The sequence below is a fragment of the Streptomyces sp. NBC_00209 genome (assembly GCF_045206345.1).
Classification (GTDB): Bacteria; Actinomycetota; Actinomycetes; order Streptomycetales; family Streptomycetaceae; genus Streptomyces.
Genome location: NZ_CP108121.1, coordinates 4,894,531 through 4,921,050, shown reverse-complemented (window position 1 = coordinate 4,921,050; position 26,520 = coordinate 4,894,531). Strand labels below are relative to the sequence as shown.

Annotated in this window: 20 protein-coding genes and 1 pseudogene; 3 read left to right on the top strand and 18 right to left on the bottom strand. The window is 71.2% G+C overall.

Going from position 1 to position 26,520, the window contains the following annotated elements; all coding sequences use genetic code 11:
- Window positions 1-8: 8 nt before the first annotated feature.
- The 4 genes from hemW to lepA all read right to left on the bottom strand — a co-directional run bounded on the left by hemW (window position 9) and on the right by lepA (window position 7,389).
- Complete coding sequence (gene hemW, locus OG867_RS22335; protein WP_406287838.1) at window positions 9-1,241, bottom strand: radical SAM family heme chaperone HemW; 1,233 nt, start codon at window positions 1,239-1,241, stop codon at window positions 9-11.
- A 54-nt stretch (window positions 1,242-1,295) separates the two neighbouring features.
- Window positions 1,296-3,188, bottom strand: coding sequence for an ATP-binding SpoIIE family protein phosphatase (locus tag OG867_RS22330; RefSeq protein WP_328904318.1), 1,893 nt, complete (start codon window positions 3,186-3,188; stop codon window positions 1,296-1,298).
- A gap of 220 nt (window positions 3,189-3,408) precedes the next feature.
- Entirely contained in the window at window positions 3,409-5,298 is a 1,890-nt protein-coding gene (locus OG867_RS22325; protein ID WP_406287836.1) for an AMP-dependent synthetase/ligase, read from the bottom strand.
- A gap of 216 nt (window positions 5,299-5,514) precedes the next feature.
- A complete protein-coding gene (gene lepA, locus OG867_RS22320; RefSeq protein WP_328900127.1) occupies window positions 5,515-7,389 on the bottom strand; it encodes a translation elongation factor 4 in 1,875 nt (624 codons plus the stop codon).
- 214 nt (window positions 7,390-7,603) lie between these two features.
- Here lepA and rpsT point away from each other — a divergent pair, with 214 nt between their 5' ends.
- Window positions 7,604-7,870 (top strand): 30S ribosomal protein S20, encoded by a 267-nt coding sequence (gene rpsT / locus OG867_RS22315; protein WP_406287834.1) that lies wholly within the window; start codon window positions 7,604-7,606, stop codon window positions 7,868-7,870.
- Between the two features lie 405 nt (window positions 7,871-8,275).
- On the opposite strand, the gene holA is transcribed toward rpsT, so the two are convergent.
- Entirely contained in the window at window positions 8,276-9,271 is a 996-nt protein-coding gene (gene holA / locus OG867_RS22310; RefSeq protein ID WP_328900128.1) for a DNA polymerase III subunit delta, read from the bottom strand.
- Window positions 9,272-9,354: 83 nt separating this feature from the next.
- On the opposite strand from holA, the gene OG867_RS22305 reads away from it, so the two are divergent.
- On the top strand, window positions 9,355-9,600 hold the full coding sequence (locus OG867_RS22305; protein ID WP_328900129.1) for a hypothetical protein: 246 nt from the start codon (window positions 9,355-9,357) through the stop codon (window positions 9,598-9,600).
- Window positions 9,601-9,638: 38 nt separating this feature from the next.
- Here the strand turns inward: OG867_RS22305 and OG867_RS22300 are convergent, their stop codons facing one another.
- Window positions 9,639-10,523: a YceI family protein gene (locus tag OG867_RS22300; protein WP_406287831.1), complete on the bottom strand. Its 885-nt coding sequence runs from the start codon at window positions 10,521-10,523 to the stop codon at window positions 9,639-9,641.
- Between the two features lie 146 nt (window positions 10,524-10,669).
- Window positions 10,670-11,479 (bottom strand): arylamine N-acetyltransferase, encoded by an 810-nt coding sequence (locus tag OG867_RS22295; RefSeq protein WP_406287829.1) that lies wholly within the window; start codon window positions 11,477-11,479, stop codon window positions 10,670-10,672.
- Between the two features lie 101 nt (window positions 11,480-11,580).
- Here OG867_RS22295 and OG867_RS22290 point away from each other — a divergent pair, with 101 nt between their 5' ends.
- Window positions 11,581-12,036: a pyridoxamine 5'-phosphate oxidase family protein gene (locus OG867_RS22290; protein ID WP_328900132.1), complete on the top strand. Its 456-nt coding sequence runs from the start codon at window positions 11,581-11,583 to the stop codon at window positions 12,034-12,036.
- Between the two features lie 98 nt (window positions 12,037-12,134).
- On the opposite strand, the pseudogene OG867_RS22285 reads toward OG867_RS22290, so the two are convergent.
- From OG867_RS22285 to OG867_RS22235, 11 genes and pseudogenes are all read right to left on the bottom strand, one after another.
- Window positions 12,135-12,761, bottom strand: a pseudogene (locus OG867_RS22285) (ComEC/Rec2 family competence protein); the annotation flags it as partial.
- A 145-nt stretch (window positions 12,762-12,906) separates the two neighbouring features.
- On the bottom strand, window positions 12,907-13,098 hold the full coding sequence (locus OG867_RS22280) for a hypothetical protein (protein ID WP_405436311.1): 192 nt from the start codon (window positions 13,096-13,098) through the stop codon (window positions 12,907-12,909).
- A 26-nt stretch (window positions 13,099-13,124) separates the two neighbouring features.
- Window positions 13,125-15,128 (bottom strand): pentapeptide repeat-containing protein, encoded by a 2,004-nt coding sequence (locus tag OG867_RS22275; protein WP_405436314.1) that lies wholly within the window; start codon window positions 15,126-15,128, stop codon window positions 13,125-13,127.
- Window positions 15,129-15,335: 207 nt separating this feature from the next.
- Window positions 15,336-15,764, bottom strand: a complete 429-nt coding sequence (locus tag OG867_RS22270; RefSeq protein ID WP_405436316.1) for a hypothetical protein — start codon at window positions 15,762-15,764, stop codon at window positions 15,336-15,338.
- A complete protein-coding gene (locus OG867_RS22265; RefSeq protein ID WP_405436318.1) occupies window positions 15,761-17,740 on the bottom strand; it encodes an integrase in 1,980 nt (659 codons plus the stop codon). The genes OG867_RS22270 and OG867_RS22265 overlap by 4 nt, the downstream gene beginning before the upstream one ends.
- Before the next feature lie 104 nt (window positions 17,741-17,844).
- A complete protein-coding gene (locus OG867_RS22260; RefSeq protein WP_405436320.1) occupies window positions 17,845-19,659 on the bottom strand; it encodes a hypothetical protein in 1,815 nt (604 codons plus the stop codon).
- A 137-nt stretch (window positions 19,660-19,796) separates the two neighbouring features.
- The gene (locus OG867_RS22255) at window positions 19,797-21,275 is read right to left on the bottom strand and encodes a hypothetical protein (RefSeq protein WP_405436321.1); all 1,479 of its coding nucleotides are present in this window, start codon (window positions 21,273-21,275) and stop codon (window positions 19,797-19,799) included.
- Window positions 21,276-21,364: 89 nt separating this feature from the next.
- On the bottom strand, window positions 21,365-23,512 hold the full coding sequence (locus OG867_RS22250; protein WP_406287826.1) for a ComEC/Rec2 family competence protein: 2,148 nt from the start codon (window positions 23,510-23,512) through the stop codon (window positions 21,365-21,367).
- Window positions 23,509-24,165, bottom strand: a complete 657-nt coding sequence (locus OG867_RS22245; protein WP_406291116.1) for a helix-hairpin-helix domain-containing protein — start codon at window positions 24,163-24,165, stop codon at window positions 23,509-23,511. The genes OG867_RS22250 and OG867_RS22245 overlap by 4 nt, the downstream gene beginning before the upstream one ends.
- Before the next feature lie 490 nt (window positions 24,166-24,655).
- On the bottom strand, window positions 24,656-25,501 hold the full coding sequence (locus OG867_RS22240; RefSeq protein ID WP_328900135.1) for a DegV family protein: 846 nt from the start codon (window positions 25,499-25,501) through the stop codon (window positions 24,656-24,658).
- A 154-nt stretch (window positions 25,502-25,655) separates the two neighbouring features.
- Window positions 25,656-26,390 carry a hypothetical protein gene (locus tag OG867_RS22235; protein ID WP_406287823.1) on the bottom strand — a complete coding sequence of 245 codons (735 nt, stop codon included), beginning with the start codon at window positions 26,388-26,390 and terminating at the stop codon, window positions 25,656-25,658.
- Window positions 26,391-26,520 lie beyond the last annotated feature (130 nt).

Sequence of the window (26,520 nt, the reverse complement as noted above, 5' to 3'; positions counted from 1 at the left end):
GCCCCCGCTCAGTCGACCAGGTCGCGTACCACCGCGTCGGCCAGCAGCCGCCCGCGCAGCGTCAGCACGGCCCGTCCGTCGGCGAACGGCGCCGGTTCCAGGAGGCCGTCGTCCACCGCCCGGCGGGCCGCCGCGAGGCCGGCGGGGGCCAGCAGGGAGAGCGGGCAGCCGTCCACGAGCCGCAGTTCCAGCAGGATGCGCTCGACGCGGCGGTCCTCGGCGGACAGGATCTCGCGCCCGGCCCCCGGCGACCGCCCCTCGGCGAGCGCCTGCGCGTACGCTCCCGGGTGCTTCACGTTCCACCAGCGCACTCCCCCGACATGGCTGTGCGCCCCCGGTCCGGCGCCCCACCAGTCGGCGCCCCGCCAGTACAGCTCGTTGTGCAGGCAGCGGCCCTCGGGCGTACGGGCCCAGTTCGAGACCTCGTACCAGGAGTAGCCGGCGGCGGCCATCGCCTCGTCCGCGATGAGATAGCGGTCGGCGTGCGCGTCGTCATCGGTCATCGGGATCTCGCCGCGCTTGATGCGGCGGGCGAGGCCGGTGCCCTCCTCCACGATCAGCGCGTACGCGGAGACGTGGTCGGGCCCGGCGCCGATCGCCGCGTCCAGGGACGCGCGCCAGTCGTCGTCGGACTCACCGGGGGTGCCGTAGATCAGGTCCAGGTTGATGTGCTCGAAGCCGGCCGCCCGCGCCTCGGCCACGCACGCCTCGGGCCTGCCCGGGGTGTGGGTGCGGTCGAGGATCTTCAGGACGTGCTGCCGGGCGCTCTGCATGCCGAACGAGATCCGGTTGAAGCCGCCCTCGCGCAGCTCGGCCAGGTAGGCGGGGCCCACGGACTCCGGGTTGGCCTCGGTGGTGATCTCGGCGTCGTCGGCGAGCCCGAACTCCTCGCGGACCGCCGCCAGCATCCGGACCAGGTCGGCCGCGGCGAGCAGGGTCGGGGTGCCGCCGCCGACGAAGACCGTGCGGACCGGGCGCGGGTCGTCGCCGAGGACCTTGCGGGCCTGGCGGATCTCGCCGGTCAGGTGGGAGGCGTAGTTGTCGCGGGAGGCCAGCGCACCGCCGGAGCCGCGCAGCTCGGTCGCGGTGTAGGTGTTGAAGTCGCAGTAGCCGCAGCGGGTCGCGCAGTACGGCACGTGCAGGTAGAAGCCGAGCGGGCGGCCGGCTGCGCCTTCCAGGGCATGGCGGGGCAGCGCCCCGTCGTCGGGCACGGGTTCACCATCGGGCAGTACGGAAGGCATACCGCCCATTGTCGCGCGCCGCCCGGCAAACGGACGCCATGCCCCGGACCGGCGCTACTCGGCCTGGAGCACCAGGAGCGCCAGGTCGTCGTCCGGCGGGCGCTCGGCGAAGTCGTGCACGGCGTGCTTGATGCGCTCCGCGATCTCCTCCGCACTCAGCCCCGCGCACCCCGACAGCGCCTTCGCCAGCCCGTCCCCGTCATCGAACATCAGGCCGCCCGAGCGCCGCTCCGTGACCCCGTCGGTGACGCAGAGCAGGCTGTCGCCGGGCGCCAGGTCGAAGCTCTGGGTCTCGTAGACGGCGTCGTCCAGCAGCCCGAGCAGCAGCTGCGGCTCGGCGGCGGGCCGCACGGTGCCGTCCGGGCGCAGCAGCAGCGGCAGCGGGTGCCCGGCGCTGGCCAGGGTGCACCGGGCGCCGCCGCCGGGCAGCGGCACCAGCTCCCCGTACAGGAGGGACAGGAACCGCGACTGCCCGCCGTTGTCCGCGGAGTGCTGGCCCCCGGCGGCGGCGACCATGAGCGCGGCGGCCTCGGCGGCCTCCATGGCGTCGTCCAGGAGCAGCCGGTTGAGCCGGACCAGGACCTCGTCCGCCTGGAAGCCCTCACGGGCCAGCAGCCGCAGCCAGGGGCGGGCCAGGCCGGTGACGACGGCGGCCTCGGGGCCACTGCCCTGGACGTCGCCGAGAACGAAGCACCAGCGGTCGCCGGGGCACGGGAAGATGTCGTAGAAGTCACCGCCGACCACGCCGTCGTCGCTCGGTTCGTAGACGAGGGAGCTGGCCACACCCGGTATCCGGGCGACCTTGCTGGGCAGCAGCCCGCGCTGGAGGATGCGGCTGATGGTGGCCTGCCGGGTGTAGGCGCGGGCGGCGCCCACGGCGAGGCCGACCCGGCGCACGAAATCCTCGATGAGGGCCGTCAGCTCGTCGGGCAGCCGGTCGGTGGACTCGCGGCCCAGGAGTACGGCTCCGAGGGTGCGGCCGCCCGAGGTGATCCGGTAGGCGAAGGCGACGCCCTCCTCCTCGTCCGGCGGCTCGTCGTCCTCCCCGCTGCCGGGCCACGGCATGGTGACGGCGCCGGTGCCGACGCGCTCGGGGAGCCGGAGCGGGTGGCCCTCCAGCAGGGCGCGCAGCGTCCCGATGTGCTCCTCGTCCACGTGCCAGACCTTGGCGAGGCGGGGGACGGCCGCGGGGCCGCCGCTCTCGGGCTCCAGCCAGATCGCGCACCAGTCGGCGAGGCGGGGGACGAGTAACTGCCCGGCGAGGGCCGCCACGATGTCCTCGTCCAGCTGCCCGGCCAGCAGGTCGGACGCCTCGGCGAGGAAGGACAGCGCGCCGCGCCCGGCCCAGTCCCCGTCGTCGCGGCCGGTGCGCCGGGCGGAGGGGGCGAGCAGCTCGGCGGCGCGGAGCCCGCGGTCGAGCCCGGTCTCGCCTCGCCCCTCGGGGAACGGATTCCAGTCGTCCACCGGGAGCCGGGCCCAGACGGTCTTCGTACCGGTGCGGTAGGTGATGCCCCAGCGCTCGGCGAGGGCGGCGACGATGTCCAGGCCGCGCCCGTAGTCGGCCGGCTCGCCCACGCCCTCGGAGCTGTGCGCGTGGTCGCCGCGGACCGTGCGGCCGGGGTGGTGGTCGGAGACCTCCAGGACCAGGGCGGACTCCTCGTCCTCGGTGGCCTCCTCCAGCCGGAAGAGCAGTTCGACCGCGGTGCCCGCGTGGACGACGGCGTTGGTCACCAGCTCGCTGACGATCATCGCGGCGTCATCGGACAGCCGCTCGCTGAACCCGACCGCGGCGGGCAGCCCGAGGCCGGTCCACTCGTCCAGCGCGGCGGTGACGAACCGCCGGGCCGCCGCGGGCGCGAGGAGGTTGCCGGGCAGGCTGGTCCGGGCGACCGGCTGTGAGCCTGTGGCGGCGGTGGTTCCGGGACGCTGCACGATGTCCCGCTGCAAGGGAATGGACCCCACAGGGCGGCTCCTGACCTGTTCTCGCTCTGCCTGTTTCTCCGTGGTGCGCCGCTGACGACACGGACAGAGTGACAGATCGGCCCTTCACATACGCGCCGAGTTACCGAAGTGGGTGGTCAAGACGTTGCGGTGAGAACACGCCGGCCCCCCGCGCCGGTGTGCGCGGGGGCTTTCGGGGGGCGTACGAAGATGCTGCGGGCGCCGGTCAGGCTTCGCGGGAGCCCGCGTACATCTCCTCGATCAAATCCTTGTAGACGCGCTCCACGACCGGCCGCTTCAGCTTGAGGCTGGGCGTGACCTCGCCGTGCTCGATGTCGAGGTCGCGCGGGAGCAGCCGGAACTTCTTGATGGTCTGCCAGCGCTGCAGGCCCTCGTTGAGCCGCTTCACGTAGCCGTCGATCAGCTCGACGGTCTTCGGGGAAGCCACGACGTCCGCGTACGACATGCCCTCCATGCCGTTCTCGGCGGCCCAGCCGAGGAGGGTCGGCTCGTCCAGGGCGATCAGCGCGGTGCAGAAGTTACGGTCCGCGCCGTGCACCAGGATGTTGGAGACGAACGGGCACACGGCCTTGAACTGGCCCTCGACCTCGGCGGGCGCGATGTACTTGCCGCCGGAGGTCTTGATCAGGTCCTTCTTGCGGTCGGTGATCCGGAGGTAGCCGTCGACGGACAGCTCGCCGATGTCGCCGGTGTGGAACCAGCCGTCGGCCTCCAGCACCTCGGCGGTCTTCTCCGGCAGCCCCTGGTAGCCCTGCATGATGCCGGGGCCGCGCAGCAGGATCTCGCCGTCGTCGGCGATCCGCACCTCGGTGCCGGGCAGCGGTTTGCCGACCGTGCCGGTGCGGTAGCTCTCGCCGGGGTTGACGAAGGAGGCGGCGCTGGACTCGGTGAGGCCGTAGCCCTCCAGGATGTGGATGCCGGCGCCGGAGAAGAAGAGCCCGATGTCGGGGGCGAGCGCGGCGGAGCCGGAGACGCAGGCGCGCAGCCGGCCCCCGAACGCCTCGCGGATCTTGGCGAAGACCAGTGCGTCGGCGACCTTGTGCTTGCTGCCGAGCGCGAAGGGCACGGACGCCTTGCCGGTGCGCCGGAAGTTGTCCTGGGAGACCCGTGCGTGCTCGCGGGCGACGCCGGACGCCCACTGGAAGATCTTGTACTTGGCCCCGCCGCCCGCGCGCGCCTTGGCCGCGACCCCGTTGTAGACCTTCTCGAAGATGCGCGGCACGGCGGCCATGTAGGTCGGCTGGACGACCGGCAGGTTCTCGATGATCTTGTCGACGCGGCCGTCGACGGCGGTGACGTGGCCGACCTCGATCTGCCCGGAGGTGAGGACCTTGCCGAAGACGTGGGCGAGCGGCAGCCAGAGGTACTGGACGTCGTCCTTGGTGATCAGGCCCGTGGAGACGGTGGCCTTGGCCATGTACGACCAGTTGTCGTGCGGCAGCCGTACGCCCTTGGGGCGGCCGGTGGTGCCCGAGGTGTAGATGAGGGTCGCCAGCTGCTCGGAGGTGATCGCGTCGACGCGCTCGCGGACCGCCTCCGGGTTCTTCGCCAGGTGCTCGGCGCCCAGGGCCTCCAGTTCGGCCAGGGTGAGCACCCAGCCCTCGGGGTCGCCCTCGGCCGGTCCCGCGCCCTCCGCGTCGATGACCACGACGTGGGCGAGGTTCGGGAGCTCGGCTCGGCGCTCGCGGGCCTTGGCCAGCTGGACGGCGTCCTCGGCGATCAGGACCCGGCTCTCGGAGTCCGCGAGGATGAAGGCCGACTCCTCGACGTTGGTGGAGGGGTAGACCGTGGTGGTCGCGGCGCCCGCGCACATGACGCCGAGGTCGACGAGGATCCACTCGACCCGGGTGGAGGAGGCGAGCGCGACACGCTCCTCCGGCCGCACGCCGAGCGCGATCAGCCCGGCGGCGACGGCGTACACCCGCTCGGCGGCCTGCGCCCAGCTGAGCGACTTCCACTCGTCGGGGCCCTCGCCGCCGGCCGCGGGCACCGGGTAGCGGTACGCCTCCCCGTCCGGGGTGGCCGCCACCCGGTCGATGAAGAGGGTCGCCACGGAGGGCGGACGGTTATCGATCATGGTCTGTGTGTCGCTCACGACATCCTCCGGGCCTGCGGCGGTGGTGCTTGCTGCTGTCTGCGTCTACGTGCTGCGATCCCGCTTGCTTAACTGGCGAGTAACTAAGAAGTCGTGATCAGGGTAGAGCGCCCGCGCGCCCCGCGTAAGGGGCAATCGGACCCCGCTTGATAACGAACGGGCCCCCGTGTCGCGGCGTGCTGCGACACGGGGGCCCGTTCGGTCTGCCTGCGGCGACTACTTCTTCGCCTTGCCTTCCCCGGCGGACTCGTCGGTCGACAGCACGGAGATGAACGCGTCCTGCGGCACCTCCACGTTGCCGACCATCTTCATCCGCTTCTTGCCTTCCTTCTGCTTCTCCAGCAGCTTGCGCTTACGGGAGATGTCACCGCCGTAGCACTTGGCGAGGACGTCCTTGCGGATGGCGCGGACGGTCTCGCGGGCGATGACCCGGGAGCCGATGGCCGCCTGGATCGGCACCTCGAAGTTCTGCCGGGGGATGAGCTTCTGCAGCTTGGCGACGAGGCGTACACCGTACGCGTACGCCTTGTCCTTGTGCGTGACCGCGGAGAACGCGTCGACCTTGTCGCCGTGCAGCAGGATGTCGACCTTGACGAGCTGGGCCGACTGCTCGCCGGTGGGCTCGTAGTCGAGGGAGGCGTAACCCCGGGTCTTGGACTTCAGCTGGTCGAAGAAGTCGAAGACGATCTCCGCGAGCGGCAGCGTGTAGCGGATCTCGACGCGGTCCTCGGAGAGGTAGTCCATGCCGAGGAGGGTGCCGCGGCGCTGCTGGCACAGCTCCATGATCGCGCCGATGAACTCGCTGGGCGCCAGGACCGTGGCCCGGACGACCGGCTCGTGCACCTTGTCGATCTTGCCCTCGGGGAATTCACTCGGGTTGGTGACGACGTGCTCGGTGCCGTCCTCCATCTCGACCCGGTAGACCACGTTGGGCGCGGTGGCGATGAGGTCGAGGCCGAACTCGCGCTCCAGCCGCTCGCGGACCACGTCCAGGTGGAGCAGGCCGAGGAAACCGACGCGGAAGCCGAAGCCGAGCGCCGCGGAGGTCTCTGGCTCGTACACCAGGGCGGCATCGTTGAGCTGGAGCTTGTCCAGGGCCTCGCGCAGGTCCGGATAGTCCGAGCCGTCCAGCGGGTAGAGCCCGGAGAACACCATCGGCTTGGGGTCCTTGTAGCCGCCCAGCGCCTCGGTCGCACCGTTGCTCAGCGAGGTGATCGTGTCACCGACCTTGGACTGCCGGACGTCCTTCACGCCGGTGATGATGTAGCCGACCTCGCCGACGCCGATGCCGTCGGAGGGCGTCATCTCCGGCGAGGAGACACCGATCTCCAGCAGTTCGTGGGTGGCGCCGGTCGACATCATCCGGATCCGCTCGCGCTTGTTGAGCGAGCCGTCCACGACACGGACGTACGTGACGACGCCCCGGTACGAGTCGTAGACCGAGTCGAAGATCATCGCGCGGGCGGGCGCGTCGGCGTTCCCGACGGGCGCCGGGACGTCCCGGACGACGCGGTCGAGCAGCGCGTCCACGCCCATGCCGGTCTTCGCGGAGACCTTGAGCACGTCCTCCGGCTGGCAGCCGATGAGGTTGGCCAGCTCCTCGGAGAACTTCTCGGGCTGAGCGGCCGGCAGGTCGATCTTGTTGAGGACCGGGACGATGGTGAGGTCGTTCTCCATCGCCAGGTAGAGGTTGGCCAGGGTCTGGGCCTCGATGCCCTGCGCGGCGTCGACCAGCAGCACCGTGCCCTCGCAGGCGGCGAGCGACCGGGAGACCTCGTACGTGAAGTCGACGTGTCCCGGCGTGTCGATCATGTTGAGGACGTGGGTGCTGCCCTGGCCCTCACCGGTGGTCGGCGCCCAGGGCAGGCGGACCGCCTGGGACTTGATGGTGATGCCGCGCTCGCGCTCGATGTCCATCCGGTCGAGGTACTGAGCGCGCATCTGCCGCTGGTCGACCACCCCGGTGAGCTGGAGCATCCGGTCGGCAAGGGTCGACTTGCCGTGGTCGATGTGCGCGATGATGCAGAAGTTGCGGATCAGCGCCGGGTCGGTACGGCTCGGCTCGGGCACGTGGAGAGGAGTCGCGGGCACGCAGGGTCCTGATTCTTGAGACGCCGGACGCCGTGTCTCGGGTCGGTTCGGGTCGGGGCGGATCTGTACGTAGCCTCCATCGTCCCACGCCTGCGCGGCGGCGACCGGTTTGGGCCGGTCGTACCGCTCCTGCTACCGTGGACAGCTGTGCCGTGTGGCTCTCGGGCCGCACGGACACACATCGAAGATCCAACGAACCTGAAAAGGCTCTTTCGTGGCGAACATCAAGTCCCAGATCAAGCGGAACAAGACGAACGAGAAGGCGCGCCTGCGCAACAAGGCCGTCAAGTCGTCGCTCAAGACCTCGATCCGCAAGGCCCGCGAGGCCGTCGCCGCCGGCGACGTCGAGAAGGCCACCGTCGCCGTGCGCGCCGCGTCCCGTCAGCTGGACAAGGCCGTCTCGAAGGGTGTCATCCACAAGAACGCCGCCGCCAACAAGAAGTCGGCGCTGGCCTCCAAGGCTGCCACCCTCCAGGGCTGAGCGATCTGATCCCAACGCCGGAACGGACCAAGCGGGCCCTCTACCCCGCTCCTGCCCGGCCCCCGCGCCGCACACCGAACCTGCGTTCGCCACGCGGGTGCGACGCACCCATCTGAACCCGAGGCCCCGCCGCCCTTCCCCAGGGAGCGGGGCCTTCGGCGTGCGCTTTCAGCCCTGTCCGGCCGCGCCCAGCCCGTCCGGCGCTTGAGGACACCTGAACCCGCACGCCCACAGCCCGCACGGCAAAACCAGCCCGTCCGGCGCTTGAGGACGCCCGAACCCGCACGCCCACAGCCCGCACGGCAAAACCAGCCCGTCCGGCGCTTGAGGACGCCCGAACGGCAAGTTCAAGCCCGTCCGGCGCTTGAGGACAACCGCGGCGCACAAGGCCCCACCGCACCGCAACTACCGCGGGCTACGCCCGCCCCGCGCGGCCCCCGCCACGGCCACCACCGCCTTCTCCAACGCGTACTCGGGGTCGTCCCCGCCCCCCTTCACCCCCGCGTCCGCCTCCGCGACCGCCCGCAGCGCCACGGCGACCCCGTCCGGCGTCCACCCCCGCATCTGCTGGCGCACCCGGTCGATCTTCCACGGCGGCATGCCCAGCTCACGCGCGAGGTCCGCCGGCCGCCCCCCGCGCGCCGAGGACAGCTTGCCGATCGCCCGGACGCCCTGCGCCAGCGCGCTGGTGATCAGGACGGGAGCCACGCCCGTGGACAGCGACCAGCGCAGGGCCTCCAGGGCCTCCGCCGCCCGTCCCTCGACCGCCCGGTCGGCGACCGTGAAGCTGGACGCCTCGGCCCGCCCCGTGTAGTAGCGCCCGACGACCGCCTCGTCGATCGTGCCCTCGATGTCCGCGACAAGCTGTGACACCGCGCTCGCCAGCTCCCGCAGGTCGCTCCCGATGGAGTCGACCAGCGCCTGGCACGCCTCGGGCGTCGCGGACCGCCCCAGCGCCCGGAACTCACCCCGCACAAAGGACAGCCGCTCGGCCGGCTTCGTCGTCTTCGGGCACGCGACCTCGCGGGCCCCCGCCTTGCGGGCCGCGTCGAGCAGGGCCTTGCCCTTGGCACCGCCCGCGTGGAGCAGGACGAGGGTGATCTCCTCGACCGGGTCGTCCAGATACTTCTTGACGTCCTTGACCGTGTCCGCGCTCAGATCCTGCGCGTTGCGCACGACCACGACTTTGCGCTCGGCGAACAGCGAGGGGCTGGTCAGCTCGGCCAGTGTGCCCGGCTGGAGCTGGTCGGGGGTGAGGTCCCGGACGTCCGTGTCGGCGTCGGCGGCCCGCGCGGCCGCCACCACCTGCTGCACGGCGCGGTCGAGGAGCAGGTCCTCCTGCCCCACGGCGAGCGTGAGCGGGGCGAGCGGGTCGTCGGTGGAATTCCTTCTGGTGGCCATCGCCGTCCAGCATCCCACGGGCCGCTGACAGCCCGGTTCCGGCCGGGTCCGCCGCACCCTCCCCCGTATCCGAGAATGAGCACGTGAGCGATGAGAGACACGTGCTGGTGCTGCCCGACCGCGATGCCGCCGAGGACGCGGCGGTGGAGCTCGCCGACCGCTTCGGCGTCACCGACGAACCGCAGCTCGTACGGGACGCGCTGGCCGGCGAGGACGACGCCGAGGACGCCCAGTGGCTGGTCGTCGTGGAGGACCCGGACCACCGTCTCGACCCGGCGGCGCTCGACGCGTTCGCCGCGGAGTACGAGGGGTGGCTGGAGGCGCCGTAGGACCGGCGCCCCCGGGGCCGGTCCCGCGGGGCAAGAACTCAGCCCTTCGGGACGATCTGGACGTCCATCTCGATGGAGATGCTCGGGCCGACGACCGCGATGCCGCGCGCCAGCATCGTCTGCCAGGTGAGCGTGAAGTCCTCGCGGTGCAGCTGCGTGGTGGCGCGGCAGGCGGCCCGGGACTCGCCCTCCATACCGTTGCCGAGCCCGAGGTACTGGGTGTCGAGGGTCACCGTACGGCTCACCCCGTGCAGCGTGAGCGCACCGCTCACACCCCAGCGGGTCCCGCCCCGGTGCACGAAACGCTCGCTGTAGAACTCCAGCGTCGGATAGCGGCCGACGTCCAGGAAGTCGCTGGAGCGCAGGTGGTCGTCGCGCATCTGCACGTTCGTGTCGATCGACGCGGCGTCGATGACCACGTGCATCGCCGAGTCCTCCATGCGGTCGCCGATCCGCACCGCCCCCGCGAAGGTGTTGAACCTGCCGTGGATACGGGCCATCCCGATGTGCCGCGCGGTGAAACCGATCTGGGAGTGCATCGGTTCGATCTCCCAGTCGCCCGGCTCGGGCAGCTGCGGCGGGGCGGCGACCTGGAGGGTCACATCGCCGAGGCTCGCATGGCCGCCCTCGGTGACCGTGGCCGAACCGTGGAAGGGGGTGAACCCCTCCGCCGTGACGGCCATCCGGTACTCCCCCGCCGGAACCGTGGCCATGACACTGCCGTACGGGTCGGTCTCGCCCCCGACCACCTTGCGCCCCGCCCGGTCCGTCAGCACGAACTCCGCCTGCTTCACGGGCTCGTTGACCGGGTCGAGCACCCGGCAGCTGAGGACACCCGCCGAGTCCGGCACCACAAGCCCGGCCAGGGCGTTGCCCCGAGCGGCACCCGTCGCACCATTGTTTCCGAACCAACGGCCGAACATCTCCACACACTCCCGGGCACTCGCTCACCTCGGGCCGGAGGGCAGACGTCGTTGTCGGAGCAGCGGCCCGCCGACGAGCATGCATTCGACCACCATTGAGGCGTTCGAGGCAAACAGAGCGGGTCGCGATGGCTTGGGCGCAGGTGTTACCGAAGGTCCGTTTTTCCGGGCAGCCGGTCCAGGCACAGTCCGAAGTGGTCCCGATAGGCCGCCAGCACCTCGTCGTCACTGCCCAGAGGCGTCTCGTGCCGCTCGCCGCCCACCGTCGTGAGGAGCTTGCGGCCGCTGAGGGTGATCCGCCCGTCGTCCGTACCGCGCGAGCAGACCGGGGCCCGGGTGAAGTGGGAGTCGGGCGAGGTGCGGTGGTACCACGCGCCGGCCCGGAAGTCGGCCAGTTCCCTGGGCCGCTGCTCCAGCCGCAGCCGGGGCGTGCCGTCACAGAGGACGTCGAGGTCCCCGAACTCCCCGCCGCCGGCCTCGGCCGGGGCGATCCGGAAGACGCCGCCCGGGTCCTCCTGGTCGGCCCGGTCGTCGAGCGCGAGCGGGTGCCTGGTGTGGTCCCCGAAGCCGACGTCGGCGAGCCACGGCCCGGTCCCGTCCGCTGTGTCAACGCGCAGCGCCAAATGGTCGTACGGGATGCCGAGCCGTCCCCCGTCGCCATGGACCCGGGCCTGGAGGAGGGTGACGCGGAAACCGAGCGCCCGCAGCAGTACGGCGAACGCGCCGTTGAGTTCGTAGCAGAAGCCGCCGCGCTCGCGGGCCACGATCTTGTCCAGGAGCGGCCCGTCCTCCAGCACGATGTCCTCGCCGAGGTGGATGGAGAGGTTCTCGAAGGGCACGGCGACGAGGTGGCGCAGTTGCAGCTCGCGCAGCGCCGAGGCGTCGGGGCGGGCGGGCCTGGCCGCGCCGATGCGGTCCAGGTATGCGTCGATGGTCTGCGGCAGCTGCGGGTCCATGAGGCCAGTCTGTGCCGCCGCCCCTGCCGCACGCCATGCGCCACTGGTCCTAGGACCGACGACGGTGTTACGCGGCCGGGGCGCGGGTTAGCGTGCGCGGCATGCCCCTCTCGGAACCGCCGCGCAGCCGTGAACAGCGCAAGCAGGACGTACTCGACCGCCTGGAGAAGGACACGGATGCCTGGGTGTCGACGGCCTCCTCCGACGGGGCGCCGACCCTGGTGCCGCTGTGGTTCGTGTGGGACGGGGAGACCTTGCTGATGGCGACCCGGCGCACCAACCCGACGGCGGTCAACCTGACGCCGGACGGCCGGGCCCACATCGCCCTGGGCCACACCCGCGACGTGGTCATGATCGAGTCGACGGCCGAGGTGGTGGAGGGCACGGACCTTCCGCCGGCGTCGGGCGACGCGTTCGCCGCGAAGTTCTCCTGGGACCTGCGGGGGCGCCCCGCCTGGGTGTACCTCCGCTTCACCCCGTACGCGGTCCGGGCGTGGCGGGAGTCCAACGAGCAGCCCGGCCGCGACCTGATGACCGACGGACACTGGCTGGTCTGAGGCCGGAGCACCGGAGGCCCTCGTGGCTCCCGTGGGGTCCGTGGCTCCCGCCCGGTCCGGGGCGGGGCGCGCCGCCCGCCGCCTCGCGTCGTATCCCGTCATGACCGCCCCACCGCCCGCAGCCCGCTTCCCGCACCGGTCACCGCGATCGCCCCGTCCCTGTCGGTGCGCAGCACCACCGCCCCCTCCGCCGCGAGGGCGTCGACGGTCCGGGGCGCCGGATGCCCGTACGGGTTGTCCCGGCCCACGCTCACCAGCGCGAACCGGGGCCGGACGGCCCGCAGCAGGGCGCTGTCCTGATGCGCGGAGCCGTGGTGGGCGACCTTGAGCACGTCCACCCGGGGCAGCTCCGGATGGCTGAGCAACAGCGCCTGCTGGGCGGGCGGTTCCAGATCGCCCGGCAGCAGCAGAGTGAGCCCGCCGGTCCGCACGAACAGGGTGACGCTGGCGTCGTTCGGGTCCTGCGGAACGTCGTACGGGACAGGACCGGCCGCCGGGACCGCGCCCGCCTCGCCCGGAGGCCACAGCACCTGCCAGTCCAGCTTGCCGATCCGCCGCCGTTCGCCGGGCACGGCCCGCAGGACGGGCACACCCGCCCCCGCAGCCGTTCTCCGGACGAACGCGGCCTGCTCCGGCGGCTCGTCCAGGCTCGTCGTCTGGATCGCGCCCACGGCCCTGCCGCGCAGCACTCCGGGGAGCCCCCGCACATGGTCGGCGTGCAGATGTTCTTCGCGCTTCAGTTGTCTCATGAGACGTGCAAGAAGAGGCCGCCGGCGTCACCTAATTGGGTGAGCCGACGGCCTCTCTTTCTGAGCTATCAGGAGAGTTTGGTCTCGTGATCGAGAGCATCGATGATCGACAAAATCGTTACTAGCCTCGAAGTTTCTCCCGCAGCGAGGCATATCCCGGCTTGAAGGTCACGAAGACCCTGTCGTTCTCCAAGCACTCAAGCTCGCCCCAGTCCTTCTGGGGCAGCGAAAGGGCATCGCCGAGTCGCTCCCGCTTCTCGCGCCTCATCCTGCGCTGACGGTTGTTGACGAGGGTTCTGGCCAGGTCGACCAAGATCTCCGCGTCCTCCAGGTTGCAGGTCAGCGCTTGACGCGATTGCGGACCGAGAGGACCGCGAGGCCCAACAGGACGGGCTCGGTCACGCGGGAGAACATCTCGATGTACGTGCCGGCGGTGGTCAGGTCCTGGCCGGAGGAGCGGAACACCACCGAGTTGAGAGTGACATTCAGCGCCTTCTCGAAGCGTTCCCCCGTGAACCTGTCACTCCTGGGGTTCTGCGGATCGTCCTTTTCGATCTCGAAGGTGACCTTGCCGCCGTCGGCCGGGATCGTTCCGGTCGCCTGTTGTTTTGGGGTGTCCTGGGCGATACCGAAGATCATTAGCAGCACCACTGTGGCGAGCATCGTGGCGGTGAGCCAGTACATGGCTCGTAAGGCCCGCAGGCCGTATCCAGACAGGGCCCAGTACGCACGCAGCAATCGAAGTTCGGCAGGGGGCGTGCCCTCAGTGTTGTGTCGGCGCATTTCCATCTCGCCGTAGTAGAAGTCTGCCGCCCCCGGCTCGTTCTTGCCGTCCTCGAACGCTTTGCGTAGTGCCCGGTACACCGGTTCCAACTGCGCCGGTCCCACGTCTCCAGCCCCGAGCACGGCGGTGTTCCACCCTCGGGCCGCACCTGGCCTGCTCGCTCGCCAGTGCTGCTCCTCGGCCAGCGTGCGACGTACAGTGAACCGCGGCCCCCGCCCTATCCCAGGAGGGGGCGGAACCTTGTCGAAGACGCAGGCGCCCTCCAGCCTGAGCTGATCCAGATGTACGGTCCCGACGAACAGGCACTGCGACAGGTCAACGCCGGCGAGGACCAGGTGGGCCGCGTCCACCCCGCGCAGCGACACGATCCGGACTGCGGCGTCGGGCGCACCGGCAAACGTCTGCTCAGCCATCATCTGCCCGTCGGTGAGGAGGAACGGACCGGCCTCCGCAGCGATCGTCAGGGGGTACTCGAAGACCGCGTGGGAGAAGTCCACGGTGGCGTACCGCAGCCGCAGTTCAGCAGTCGACGACCAACGCGTGCGCCGACACTCCACACGACGTGCGGCAACCGTAACGACCACCGGACGCGCGAACTCCGCCCCGGACAACTGCACCCGCCCCGCGCACACCAGCGGCCCAAAGCTGCTCGCCCGCTCAAAAACAGCCCGCTGGAAGAGAGCGTCTTTCCCGAAAGACACACCCTCACAAACAAGATCCGCTCGGAAGGTCGCCGCCTCGAAATCGGCGTCCCCGGTGAAAGTCACCGAGCCGAAATCGGCGTCCCCGGTGAAGGTTGTCGCCTCGAATGAGGCTTCCTCAGTGAAGGTCGCCGAGCCGAAATCGGCGTACCCGGTGAAGGTCACCGAGTCGAAATCGGCGTACCCGGTGAAAGTCGCCGAGTTGAAATTGGCGAACCCGGTGAAGGTCACCGAGAGGAACCGGGCGTCCCCGGTGAAGGTCACCGCCTCGAAAGTGGCGTGCCCGGTGAAGGTCGCCAAGAAGAACCGGGCTTCCCCGGTGAAGGTCACCGAACCGAAATCGGCGTGCTCGGTGAAGGTTGTCGCGTCGAATGAGGCTTCCTCGGTGAAGGTCGCCGAGCTGAAATTGGCGTGCCAGGTGAAGGTCGCCGAGTTGAAATTGGCGTCCTCGGCGAAGGTCACCGAGCCGAAATTGGCTTCCCCGGTGAAGGTCGCGAAGGCGAAAGTGGCTTCCCCGGTGAAGGTCACCGAACCGAAATCGGCTTCCCCGGCGAAGGTCGCTAAGACAAAAGTGACGTCGCCAAGTTCGGGATTGCCGGTGCCGGGATCTCGGACGGCGTCCAGGAGCTCTGCGAGTAAGGCGTTGGTGAAGGTGGTGCCGCAGTGGTCCATGTCGTCTCCGGGTGCCAATCCGGTCAGGTAGGTGACGCGGTCGTTGTCGGCCAGGTGGGCAAGGCACGCGGTGTGGCCGGGGACATGGATGCCGCGGCATCCGACGGGGTTCTCTGGAGTGTTGTCATGGCCGCAGTGCGGCCACTCGGGCGGAGTCGGAGAGGGGACGAAGCTCGGGTGCGGCATGCCCGAAGGGACGCGTGGGGATGGGCGAGCAGTTGCGAAGACACTCCGACGCCCGGGTGTCGCACTCGCGTCCGCGGAAGATGAAAATGGCGAGGGCGCCCTAACCAACGTTGTCTGCGGTCGGTGACAGGGTTCTTACCAGCACCCCATGTAGCTCAGTTGCGATGGAGATCAGACTGCCTCTTCGGCCGTCCCGTGGCACGGCTTTTAAGGACGAAGCGGAATGACACGGCCGCCGCTGGCTGCGAGTTCTTGACGGAGCTGGGTGTTGTCGTGATGCAGGGCCGCGATGGCGACGGCGGCCGCTTCGAGTCGCCTGTTCGCGACGGTGCACTCGCGGGTTTTCTCGGCGAGCTTCCGGCGGAGCCGGGTGATCTCGTCATCGCGGCGGGCTTCGCCCGGCGTGGTGGTGCCGTGCTCGGCGATGTGGCTGTCCCACTCGGCGAGGATGGCGGTGGCCCGGTTCATGGTGGCCCGGCTGACCTGGGCTTCTCGCCAAAGGTTCTCCTTGGTGAGGCGGCCGTCGGTGTGCTGGGGCTTGCCGTCGAAGAGCCGCTGCATCGCGGCCCGTAGGGCCGCGGCGGTCTTCGCGGAAACACCGTCTTCAGTGAGAGAGCGGCTGTGCAGTGCGGTCACGGCGTCTCCTCGAAGACCTTGGCCAGGACGGCTTCGGTCCGCTCCAGCTCTCGTGCGATCAGCGACTTGCGAGTGGCGGGCAGGCCGGGGGTGTCCAGGAGCTTGAGCTGGGTGCGTCGGTGCGAGTCATAGATCGGAACGTGCTCGGGGCCGATCATGCTGTTGTGGCAGCGGTCGGGGCGACAGCGGTTTTCCAGGGGCCCGCTGTGTCCCTCGGGGACGATGGCGTTCTCCAGGCAGACGGCCCCGGCCGGGTTCGCCTCGTCGAACAGGCAGTGGTTCAGCGTCCCGAAACGGATCGTGATGCGGGCCTTGCGCAGGAGGCCGTCCTCGACGCGGGCGTCTCCGCCGCGAGCCGCGACCGTCTCCTTGATCTGGTCGAAGGTCTCCATGATGCGTTCGGCTCCGGGGCCGAAGCCGATGGTCTGGCCGCTGGAGTGCTCGCCGTAGAGGTCCTTGATGCGGCGGAACTTGGCGGCGTCGACCGCGGATTGGAGGTGCTCGGCCCAGGCCGTGTCGGAGGCGGCATAGCCGCGGGTGGAGCGGTTGGCCAGGGCCCGGGTGGCGACGTGCTTGAGCTGGATGCCCAGCGCGATCTCCGAGCCGGGGAACTGGTCGGTCAGCATCGCCATGGTCCTTCGGAACATATGGGGCCGGGCCTTGCCCGGCGGGATCTCGTCGAGCCCTGACCAGGTTCGGCCGGCATTGGCGAAGGCGATGAACTTCCGTGCCATCTCCGGGCCGTGAACGGCGGCGCTGAAGTCCGGGCGCCCGATCGGGGCGAAGACCCGTTCGGCATGGACGGACACGGCTTCGGCGACCGTGATGGCCTCGGCGACCGGCTCGGTGATCCACCAGTGCTTTCGGGGCAGGCCCGGACGATGCTTCTGGAGGGTGGAAGCGATGGCGGGCGAGTTGTAGTGCTCGACCACGCTGCCGCGGACGATCGCCTGGATTTCCGAGTCCCGCATCATCGACATCGCCGCGACCAGGAGGAATGCGGCATTACGAAGTGCGAGGTGGAGCCGGAACAGGTTGTTGGGCGTGATGCCGGGGTGCCAGGGTCCCATGGTGCCGTCCAGGTGCCGGACCTGGGCCAGGTTCGGGGCGAGCCCTTCGCGGGTGATCCGGCCCTCGGCGACGGCCTGCATGATCTTGCGGCGGCGCGGTGAACGGGCGGCGAGGGTGTAGCCGTCGGGGCGTCCGGTCAGGCCGACGAAGAGGTCCAGCAGGTGCCAGTGGACGCGGGGGCTGCCATCGGCGAGGGTGCGGTTGGAATAGACCGGGATCTTGTGCGCCGGGTCGTCGAGCCAGGTGTCGATCTCGGCTTCTCGCCCGGCGAGCGAGGGGCGGGCCTTCCTCCGCAGTTCCTCGTAGTGGCGGGTGGCCCGCAGGATGTCCGGTGCGAAGGTGTGGACGTAGGCCCAGGCCGCGCGGACGAGCGGGAACCAGACCTCGGGCTTGACCGCCTCCGTCGAAAGCTCGGTCTTGCCGGGGCAGTTGGCGACCCGTCGGGCGCTTCGGCCTTCCCAGGGGTCACCGGCCGGCCAGCCGCCGGTGATCGCAGGGCTGAGGCTCGCCATCTTCTTCAGGAAGACGACCACCCCCGTCACGGAGGCCGGTTTCCGGATCGTCTGAAGATCGTGGATGCGCTGGTGCAGGTCGCGGTGGGTCCACTCGCCGGGTCGGCCGAGGCCCCTCTCTTTGCCCCAGGCGATGAGCTGACGCAGCTTCGACGCGGTCTGGATCAGCGTCCCGATGTCGGCCCGGTCGTCTCCGAGATGTACTCCGATGTCCTGGAGGGCCTCGTGATGGGGATTGACCATGGCCATGAAGACCTCGCGGGCCAACAGATTCCAAACCGGATCGGCCAGCCCGCCGCTGAACTGGACTCTCCACTGGCAGCGCGGGAGGTTCGGCGGCCGGCGGACGACGTCGTTGAAGTCCCAGACGCCCATGTCGCCGAACCGGGGCATCGCCGCTGCTCCATCGTGGGCCCCGTCCAACAGCGGGTGGCTTTGCAAGACCGGTTCATCGTTGCCGAACAATGACCTGACGCTGGCCGCGGACTGGTTGAGGATCACTGCTCGAACTCCGTGTGTGCGGCGAGAGGAAGGTGGAGGGCCTCGCGTCCCTCCTCGATGTGCCGACGGGCCAGGTCCAGTTCCCCGGGTGTCCGCTCGGCGAGGACGGCCAGCAGGTTCGTCCAGCTCTGGCCCCACTGGGCGGTGAAGACGGCGGGCGGAAGCCGCCGCTTCGACCGCTCCAAGTGCTCCTTGAAGAGCAGGAGCTGGGGCAGGTTGCCGGGGAGAATCCAGGCGTTTCGGCATTCCAGACAGCGCAACGGGGCGACCGCGCAGAGCTCGCCGGGCGGGCTGAACGGTGACTGCCGCGGATCGCGGCAGTGCGACAGGCCCATGTCGAGCTGGCCGCTGATGATGCCCTCGGCTTCGTCGGGTTGCAGGCCAAGGGCCTGCAACCCGACGCGGTCCGCGGCGCCCGCCGCCTCGGCGGCGATCACCGTGGGTCCGTCGACGGCCTGCCGGAACCAGTGGTCCTGAGCTGCGGTGATGACCTCTCCGGAAATGACCCTCAAGGTGGTGCCCTGGGCATAGTGCCCTGCGAACGTCTCCTCCAGGTGGTCGTCGGCGGCGACGCTGAGGCGCCCGCGGGCCACAATCGCCTTTTCGACCTTGGTCGATTTCCGCAGCCGGGCGATGTGCGGAGTGCCGGAGACGGTGATGTTCCTGCTCTTGAGCCAGGCGGTGAAAGACGAGATGGGAACGGCGAAGTTCCAGCGGTCGAAGACGAGTGACTCGTCGGGCAGCATCACCGCCCTCACGAACAGCGTGTCGTCGACCTCCGGCAGCTGTTCGCGGACCTTCGCGGTGACGTTCAGCAGGCGCCGGACGATCACGCTGGCCTCCCGGCGGGGCCGGTCCGTGATCTCGTGGCCGACCGGCCCTGCCTCGGGCTGTTCGATCAGGCTGCCGTCCCGGAAGGCCCGGTGCCGAACCCGGCCGGCTCGCCTCTTCACCAGGGTCAGCCGGACCCCCTTCGGGAAGAACTCGACGTCCTTGGCTCCGAAGCCGGTCACCTCCTCGGAGGTATGACCGGTCGCGTCCATCAGCAGAATCCGGAAAGCGTGCAGGTCCAGAGTGGTCGGATAAAGGTGGGCGACCAGCTGGCGTACGAGTTTCTGCCTCGCGGCGTTCTCGGTGACCTGGCCGTCCGGCCTCATCACCAGCTTCCGCAGGTCGTCCGGCCAGCAGGACGCCGAAGGCAGGCGCGACCTGATGTCCGTCGGGGTGACCTCGCCGTGGGCCAGGCCCCAGAGCAGATCAGGCAGGTGCAACCAGCTGCCCCTGCCGGGATGCTGTCCGCCTCCGGCCAGCCGCCATCCCTCGGCCAGCCGCCTCTCCAACTCGTTGACCGCCGTCCAGCTCGCGCGGACGAGTGCCTGCTTGTCCTTGCGGGAGAACTCGTCGTGCTCGGCCTTCTCGCCCCAGGCGACCAGCAGCGGCCCGCGGGCCATGCGGGCCAGAGCCGGGTCCATAAGCCGCTCGGGATGATCATCCCGCCGGATCAACAGCGTCCGTAGCGACGTCGCCAGGTAGGCCGGCCAGGTCGAGCCGGCCGAATACGTCGCCGTCAGCCCTCGCTCCCACTTAACGACCAGCCGGGCCGTCCGCGGGTCGGCCAGGTCCACCGACTCCTCGGTCCCGGTGTCCTCCAGCTCGGCGTCGACCATGGTGCAAAAGCGGTCGATGGCCCGCCGGTAGGCGCCAGCGGGGCCTGCGGTGATCCCGGTGGACTCCACGTATTCGACCCACTCGTCCGCGAGTTGAGCCGCCAGCCGCGAAGACCGGAAGCCTCCCGGATTGATCTCGATCACCTGGTCCCGGCCATTCCCCGCCGACTTCGTGCAGGTAACGGAGCGGACCCCGATCCGTGCCGCCGGCTGAGGACATTCCTGAGCACGTTCGCTGTACTCACCGACGGCCGAGGCGCCGTAGTCGTGGCGCCGGGCCATCACCGACCACCCCGATCGCCGGACTCCATGCCGAAGACGTGCGCGGCGATCTGCGCGTAGGTCGCTTCCTCGTCCGCGTCACCGATCCAGCCGCAGAACGCTTCCTCGAACTCGTTCACCAGGTCGTCGGTGTACTCAAGGTAGGCGTAGGTGGTTTCCGGGCTCGCGTGTCCGAGTCTGCGGCTGACGATCAACAGTGGGTTGTGACGGATGTGCCCGGACAGGTAGCGGTCGTGGCGACGGCGGCGGGCCGTGTGGTCCAGCTCCTCGCCGTCCATCAGCCGCTCCAGATATGACAGCAGCTGAAGAGCGTGGGTGTGGCGAAGGTCGTGCCAGCGCCACCTCTTCGCCGGCAGCCGCGGTGTGGTGGCATCCGCCCGTTCCTGCATCCGCCGCCAGGCCGCGTGCCGGTATCGCTTCCACGAGTCAGCGCCGGGCATCAGCCCGCTGCGGCAGACGAACACGGTGAGCGCCTCCAGCCCGAATTCGCCCTCGTGGACGGTGATCCGCCGCAGGTCGGCGGGCATCGCCTGCATGTCGAACTCCCGCAGGACTCCGTCCAGGACTCCGCGGACGCGGCCGGACTCGCGGTCGATGCGCGAGACGACGAACAGGTCCCGGTGACGCCGGCCCAGGCCCAGGGCGGCGGCTGTCGTCAGCTCCGGTCGTTCGAGTAGCACGTAAGTATCGACCGAGGCGACCGCGTCCTCGGGGACGTAGAGGGTGCGGGCCTTGCCGTATTTCGCGCAGGCTTGAACCGTGAACTCGGCAGCCCGGCCCGGCGTGTTGGCACCGATACCGAGCTCGGGCAGCAGCACCGTCGCCCACTCCTGCCAGCGTGCGCCCGACCCCAGGGCCATGTCGGAGCCCGCGCGGTTGCGGTGCGGGGCCCAGCCCCGGAACGTCCGGTCGATCCGGGAGTCCGGCCGCTGACCGCCCAGACCGACGTCGCGGAAGTAGCGGTACTGATCGAGCGTGAGGTGCCGGATGTCCATCCCCCGCCGAACCCGGGGCGCGAGTGGATTGCGGCCGCGGGCCGCCACCCTCACCGGCCGCCGCGGCAGATGTCCCTCATCGACGGCGAACCCGAAGAACTGGTCCAGCAGCCCGGACTCCTTGCCCCAGGCCGACGAGCCGATGGGCCGTTCCTGCAACTGGGTCCGGATCTTCTTGAACGCCACCAGATCCGACTCGGTGGCCGTCAGGACGTCGCGGCCGCGGCCCTCCTGGTGCCCGGCGAACCGGGCCATGATTCGGCCATAGTCCTTCAGCGTGGACCGGGCCAGATCGGCGTAGGACATGTTCCGGCCCCACGAGCACAGCGGCTCGACCGGCATCATCGTCTCTTCGTCGAGGTAGATCGGGGTGCCGTCCGCGATCGACCGGTCTACCAACAACCCGGCCGCTTCCTCACCGGACAGCACCGGACTCTCCAGATGGTTCTTCACTACCTTCGAGTCCACCGAGAACAACAGCATCTTCATCCCCCTCTGAGACAACGCGGGAGACGAGAGATAGCAGCGGGCTGGAGGGCTCCAGGAACACGTTCATCAGTCCGAGCGACACCTCATGAGACAGATCTGAACTGCCCCAAGAAGAAGTGGGTGAGCAGGAGCAACGGGACCCGGGCGATGCCCAGTTCGCGCAGACACCGGTCGGCGAGCCGGGGATCGGGGCCGGCGTCCACGACCACGCCCGAGCCCGGCCCGGCGGCGAGGACCAGGGCGTCGCCCTGTCCGACGTCGCACATGGCGAACGCCCAGCCGGGCGGCGGCCATCCGGTCAGCACCCTCGTCAGTGGCGCCGGCCGGAGCACCGCGAGAACCAGCAGCAGCGCGGCGGCCGAGCAGACCCAGGGCCGCCGCCCGGCCCAGCGCGCGGCCGGTACCAGGACCAGCACCACGGCGGCCAGCAGCGCGGCCCCTGACAGGCCGCCGGGCCAGTCGGTCTCCGCACCCGGGAACGCCGCTCCGGTCCTGGCCACCGAGGCGATCCACCCGGCCGGCCACCCCGCCACCCTGGCGAGCAGCCCGGCCGCCGGCATCGCCACCGGCGCCACGGCCAGCGCGGCGAACCCGAGGACCGTGGCCGGAGCCACGGCGAACTCCGCCAGCAGATTGCACGGGACCGCCACCAGGCTCACCCGGGAGGCGAGCAGCACCACCACGGGCGAGCACACCGCTTGCGCGGCGGCCGCGGCGGCCAGCGCCTCCGCCAGCCGCGGCGGCACCCGGCGCCGGCGCAGTGCGTCGGCCCAGCGCGGGGCGAGGGTCAGCAGGGCTCCGGTGGCCAGCACCGACAGCACGAAGCCGTAACTGCGCGCCAGCCACGGGTCGTAGAGCACCAGCAGCAGCACGGCGGCGCACAGCGCGGGGATCAGCGTCCGGCGCCGCCCCGTGCCGATGGCGAGGAGCGTGATCAACCCGCACGCGGCGGCCCGCAGCACGCTCGGTTCGGGCCGGCAGACCAGGACGAAGGCGAGCGTGAGCCCGCCGCCGAGCAGTGCGGTCATCCGCAGGGACATCCCGAGCCTGGGCGCCAGTCCCCCGCGTTCGACGCGCAGTGCCCGGCCGGGCGGTCCGATGAGCAGAACGAGCAGAATGCCCAGATTCGATCCTGATACGGCCATCAAGTGCGTGAGGTCGGTCGCCCGGAACGCGTCGTGCAGTTCGGGCGTGACCCGTGACGTGTCGCCTACGACCAGGCCGGGCAGCAACGCCCGAGCGTCGGGGCCCAGTCCGTCGGTGGCCTCGCGCAGCCCGGCGCGCAGCCGGCCCGCCGTGCGCTGGAGGAGGCTGGGCGGCCCGGTCACCCTGGGCGGCGCCTTACCGTCGGGCCGCAGCACGGCGGCGACCCGTTCGCCCTTGTGCAGCGGGGGCGCCAGCCGCCCGGCGATCCGCAGGCGGGTGGAGGGCAGCAGCCGCTGCCAGGCCGCCGCCGCCCCGCCCGGCGGGACGATGACCAGGACCGGTGTCCGCAGCCGTACGGCCGTGCCGTCGGCCCGCGTCAGCCGGGTGACCTCCGCGTCGAGGAGCAGGGAGACGGGCGTGCTGTGGTCGCCCCGCACCCGGGGGAACGTGCGCCGGGCATCGGAGGTGAGGGTGATGTCCGCCTGGACGCGCGCGTACTGCTGGGCCAGTCCGGGCACGGGGCCGCGGCGCGCATCGGCACCGTGCAGAGCGGCGGACGCCGCCCCGGCCGCCGCACAGAGCAGCACCGCCGCGACAGCGGTCGCCCGCAACCGCCACCGCACACGCCCGGCGCCGGACACGGTGGCGGCGTCGGCCACACCCCGCGCCCCGGCGCCACCGACCTCGCCCCGCGCACCATCATCACCACCCTCGCCACCGACACCCCTCGCCCTGACGTCACCACCCTCGCCGCCCACCCCCCGCGCCCCGGCGCCACCGACCTCGCCCCTCGGCCGGGCGCCACCCCCGCCCCCCGCACGGCACCGCCGCAGCCCCACCGCGAGCAACACCATCGCCGTCCCCAGACAAAGCACCACCCCCATCGCCGCCCAGCGCCCCGGAGCGCCCACCGCGAGTCCGGCGCCCGCCCAGGCCGCCGCTGCCGGGGCGAGCAGCCGGAGGTCGGCCGGGCCCTCCTGCCGGGGGTCGGAGAGCCCCAACCGCTTGCCTGACGCCGCGTGAACGTCAGACGCCGCGTGCAGCCCCGACGCCCTGAGGGCGTCCCCCGCGTCCCGCGCGCTCACGGCCGCACCCGGGGCTGCAGATCCGCGAACCGGCGGTCGCCGATCCCGTTGACCTCGCGGAGTTCGTCCACGGACCGGAAGCCCCCGTGCCGCGTGCGGTAGTCCACGATGTGCTGGGCCAGGACGGGGCCGACGCCCGGCAGCGTCTCCAACTGCTCCGCCGTCGCGGAGTTCAGGCTCACCGGCCCGCCCCCCTCGGCGGCGGGACCGCCCACGCCGGGACCCGGGGCCGGGGCCTGCGGGGCGCCCACCACGATCTGCTCGCCGTCCATCAGCACCCGGGCCCGGTTGAGCCCCGCCAGGTCCGTCCCGGGCCGCGCCCCGCCCGCCGCCGTCAGCGCGTCGTCCACCCGCGATCCGGACGGCAGCCGGCGCAGCCCCGGGTCCCGCACCTTCCCGCTGACGTCCACCACGATCTGCCCGCCCGGACCGGCAGCGGGACCCGGAGACGGCTCGGGCCGGCCGCCCCCCGGCTCCGGGTCCTCGTCCGGCGCAGGCGCGTGCACCGCCTCAGCCACCATGTCCGGGGCCCGGACGCCCTCCGGCCGGGCGGACCAGAAGTGCATCCCGGCGAACACGGCGGCCGCGACCAGGACCACGGCGAGCGCGGCAAGGGTCTTCGGCTCCAGGCCGCATCGGAGCTGCACCCACATCGGCAGCCGCTCCCGCACCGCGAACACGGCCGCCGCCCACCGCCCCACGGGCGCCGCGCCCACCGCACCCGCAGGCGCCTCCCCACCACCGTCCGCAGCCCGGGGCTCCTCAACAGGCGGAGCCGCAACAGGCACCGCTGCCCCGGCACCCCACCGCGCAACGCGTCCCCCGGACCCGCCCGCCATCAGCGCGTCGGCCCTGCTGCGCGCCGCCGCGGCCGCCTCCGCGCGGACCGTCGTCCGGCGTCGGCGGCCCGGTCCGGGGCGCGCCGCTCGTCGCAGGCGCCCTTCGGAGTCCGGGGCGCGGCCGGGGCCTGCACCCGGTCCGCCGGGACCGCTGGTTGCACGATGTGATCGGGAAGCCATGGATCAGGACGCTAGGCAGTCCCGCCACATCCCGCTGAGCACAGGCGATTTCCGTGGACAACGGGCCCCATGTGTATAACTCGGCCACTCCGGAGAGTGGCGTTCGCACCGGCCGGCGGGTGCCTCAGCGCGGCGAGACCACCGCGCCCAGCAACCCCGGCCCGGTGTGCGCGCCGATCACCGCGCCGACCTCGCTGACGTGCAGGTCCGCCAGGCCGGGCACGCGTTCCCGCAGCCGCTCGGCCAGCCGCTCCGCGCGCTCGGACGCCGCGAGGTGGTGAACCGCGATGTCCACAGGCCCGCTGCCCGCGCGCTCGGCGACGATCTCCTCCAGCCGGGCGATGGCCTTCGAGGCCGTCCGCACCTTCTCCAGCAGCTCGATCCGGCCGCCGTCTAGCTGGAGCAGGGGCTTGACCGCGAGAGCCGAGCCCAGCAGGGCCTGCGCGGCGCCGATCCGGCCGCCCCGGCGCAGGTAGTCCAGGGTGTCGACGTAGAAATACGCGGCGGTGCCCGACGCACGCTTCTCGGCCGCCGCCACCGCCTCGTCCAGGCCGCCGCCCGCCTCGGCCGTCTCGGCCGCGGACAGGGCGCAGAAGCCGAGGGCCATCGCGACCATGCCCGTGTCGACCACGCGCACCGGCACCGGGGCGTCCTTCGCCGCGAGCACCGCCGCGTCGTACGTACCGGAGAACTCCGACGACAGATGGAGGGAGACGATGCCGCTCGCACCGGCCTCCGCGACGGCCCGGTAGGTGGCGGCGAAGACTGCGGGGCTGGGCCGGGACGTCGTCACGGAACGGCGTTTCTGGAGGGCCAGGGCCAGCGAACGGGCCGAGATCTCGGTGCCCTCCTCCAGGGCCTGATCGCCCAGCACCACGGTCAGCGGCACCGCCGTGATGCCGTGCCGCCGCATCGCGTCGGGCGGCAGGTAGGCCGTTGAATCGGTGATGATCGCGACATGGCGGGACATGCCCCGGAGGTTACCCGCAGGCGCCCGGGGTAGGCAGTCCGACCCCGCGCGAGTGATCAGTCGCGGTCGCTTCGCATCGCATCCTGCCACCCTCGGTCACCGGTGGTCGCGCCTCCCTCCCCCGGCGCCTCCCGGTCGGCCCGCCGGTCACCGCTCAGTTGGTGGTCTCGGGCCGGGCCGCCTTCTGCCACGGGTAGGTGGTGCTCCGCCGGGGATCCCGGGCGGTGATGGCCTCGGGCGGCTTCCGGCGGTCCTCGTCCGGCGCATCGGAGGCCGGCCGCTGGTCTCCGGTCGGCGCCTCCGCCCCACCGTCCCACTCCGGCGCCGGACCCGGCGCCGGATCCGCCGTGGTCCAGTGCCGCAGGGCCCCGGCCTCCACGTCGATCTGCGCGTTCAGCGCCGACAGCTCGTCGTCGGCGAACTTGCCGGCCCGGTCCCGGGCGGCCCAGCGCAGCGAATCGGCGGACCGGGTGATCTCCGCGGTGCGCTGCTTCAGCCCGGGCAGCCGCGAGGACACCGTCGCCTTGTCGGGCTCGCGCTCCAGCGCCTTCAGCTCAGCGTCCAGTTCGAGTCCGTGCACGCTGAGCCGGTCGAAGAGTCCCAGGGACTCCGACAGCGACGCGTCCTCGGCCACGCCCGCCCGCAGGGCGTCCTGAGTGGCGCGCATCGACGTGCGCAGCGAGAGGCGCAACTGTGCCAGCTCACCGCCGACGCCCAGCTGGCCGTAGCTCTTGGCCCGAAGGGTGGTGTCCTCGACGGTGCGGCGCGCCTGCGAGATCGTGCGGTCCACGCCGCGCCTGGCCGCCCCGACCACCTTGACCGTCGCATAGACGCCCAGGGCCATGAAGGCGACGACGAGCAGCCCCAGAATCAGGATCACGGCTTCCATGAGCGCCCCTCGGATGGTGTGACGGTCTCCGGTACACGTACACCGGTCCTCTCCACCGTAAACGGAACGGGCAGGTTGGGGGTTCCTCCGGAACCCCCAACCTGCCCGTAGGGGAAAGCCCCCATCCGCG

Bases quoted from the DNA above. Each gene is read 5' to 3' on its own strand.
- hemW (WP_406287838.1), bottom strand. From the start codon at position 1,241: ATGCCTTCCGTACTGCCCGATGGTGAACCCGTGCCCGACGACGGGGCG.
- holA (WP_328900128.1), bottom strand. From the start codon at position 9,271: ATGGCCACCAGAAGGAATTCCACCGACGACCCGCTCGCCCCGCTCACG.
- OG867_RS22300 (WP_406287831.1), bottom strand. From the start codon at position 10,523: ATGTTCGGCCGTTGGTTCGGAAACAATGGTGCGACGGGTGCCGCTCGG.
- OG867_RS22295 (WP_406287829.1), bottom strand. From the start codon at position 11,479: ATGGACCCGCAGCTGCCGCAGACCATCGACGCATACCTGGACCGCATC.
- OG867_RS22290 (WP_328900132.1), top strand. From the start codon at position 11,581: ATGCCCCTCTCGGAACCGCCGCGCAGCCGTGAACAGCGCAAGCAGGAC.
- OG867_RS22275 (WP_405436314.1), bottom strand. From the start codon at position 15,128: ATGCCGCACCCGAGCTTCGTCCCCTCTCCGACTCCGCCCGAGTGGCCG.
- OG867_RS22265 (WP_405436318.1), bottom strand. From the start codon at position 17,740: ATGCCCCGGTTCGGCGACATGGGCGTCTGGGACTTCAACGACGTCGTC.
- OG867_RS22255 (WP_405436321.1), bottom strand. From the start codon at position 21,275: ATGCTGTTGTTCTCGGTGGACTCGAAGGTAGTGAAGAACCATCTGGAG.
- OG867_RS22245 (WP_406291116.1), bottom strand. From the start codon at position 24,165: ATGTGGGTGCAGCTCCGATGCGGCCTGGAGCCGAAGACCCTTGCCGCG.
- OG867_RS22240 (WP_328900135.1), bottom strand. From the start codon at position 25,501: ATGTCCCGCCATGTCGCGATCATCACCGATTCAACGGCCTACCTGCCG.
- OG867_RS22235 (WP_406287823.1), bottom strand. From the start codon at position 26,390: ATGGAAGCCGTGATCCTGATTCTGGGGCTGCTCGTCGTCGCCTTCATG.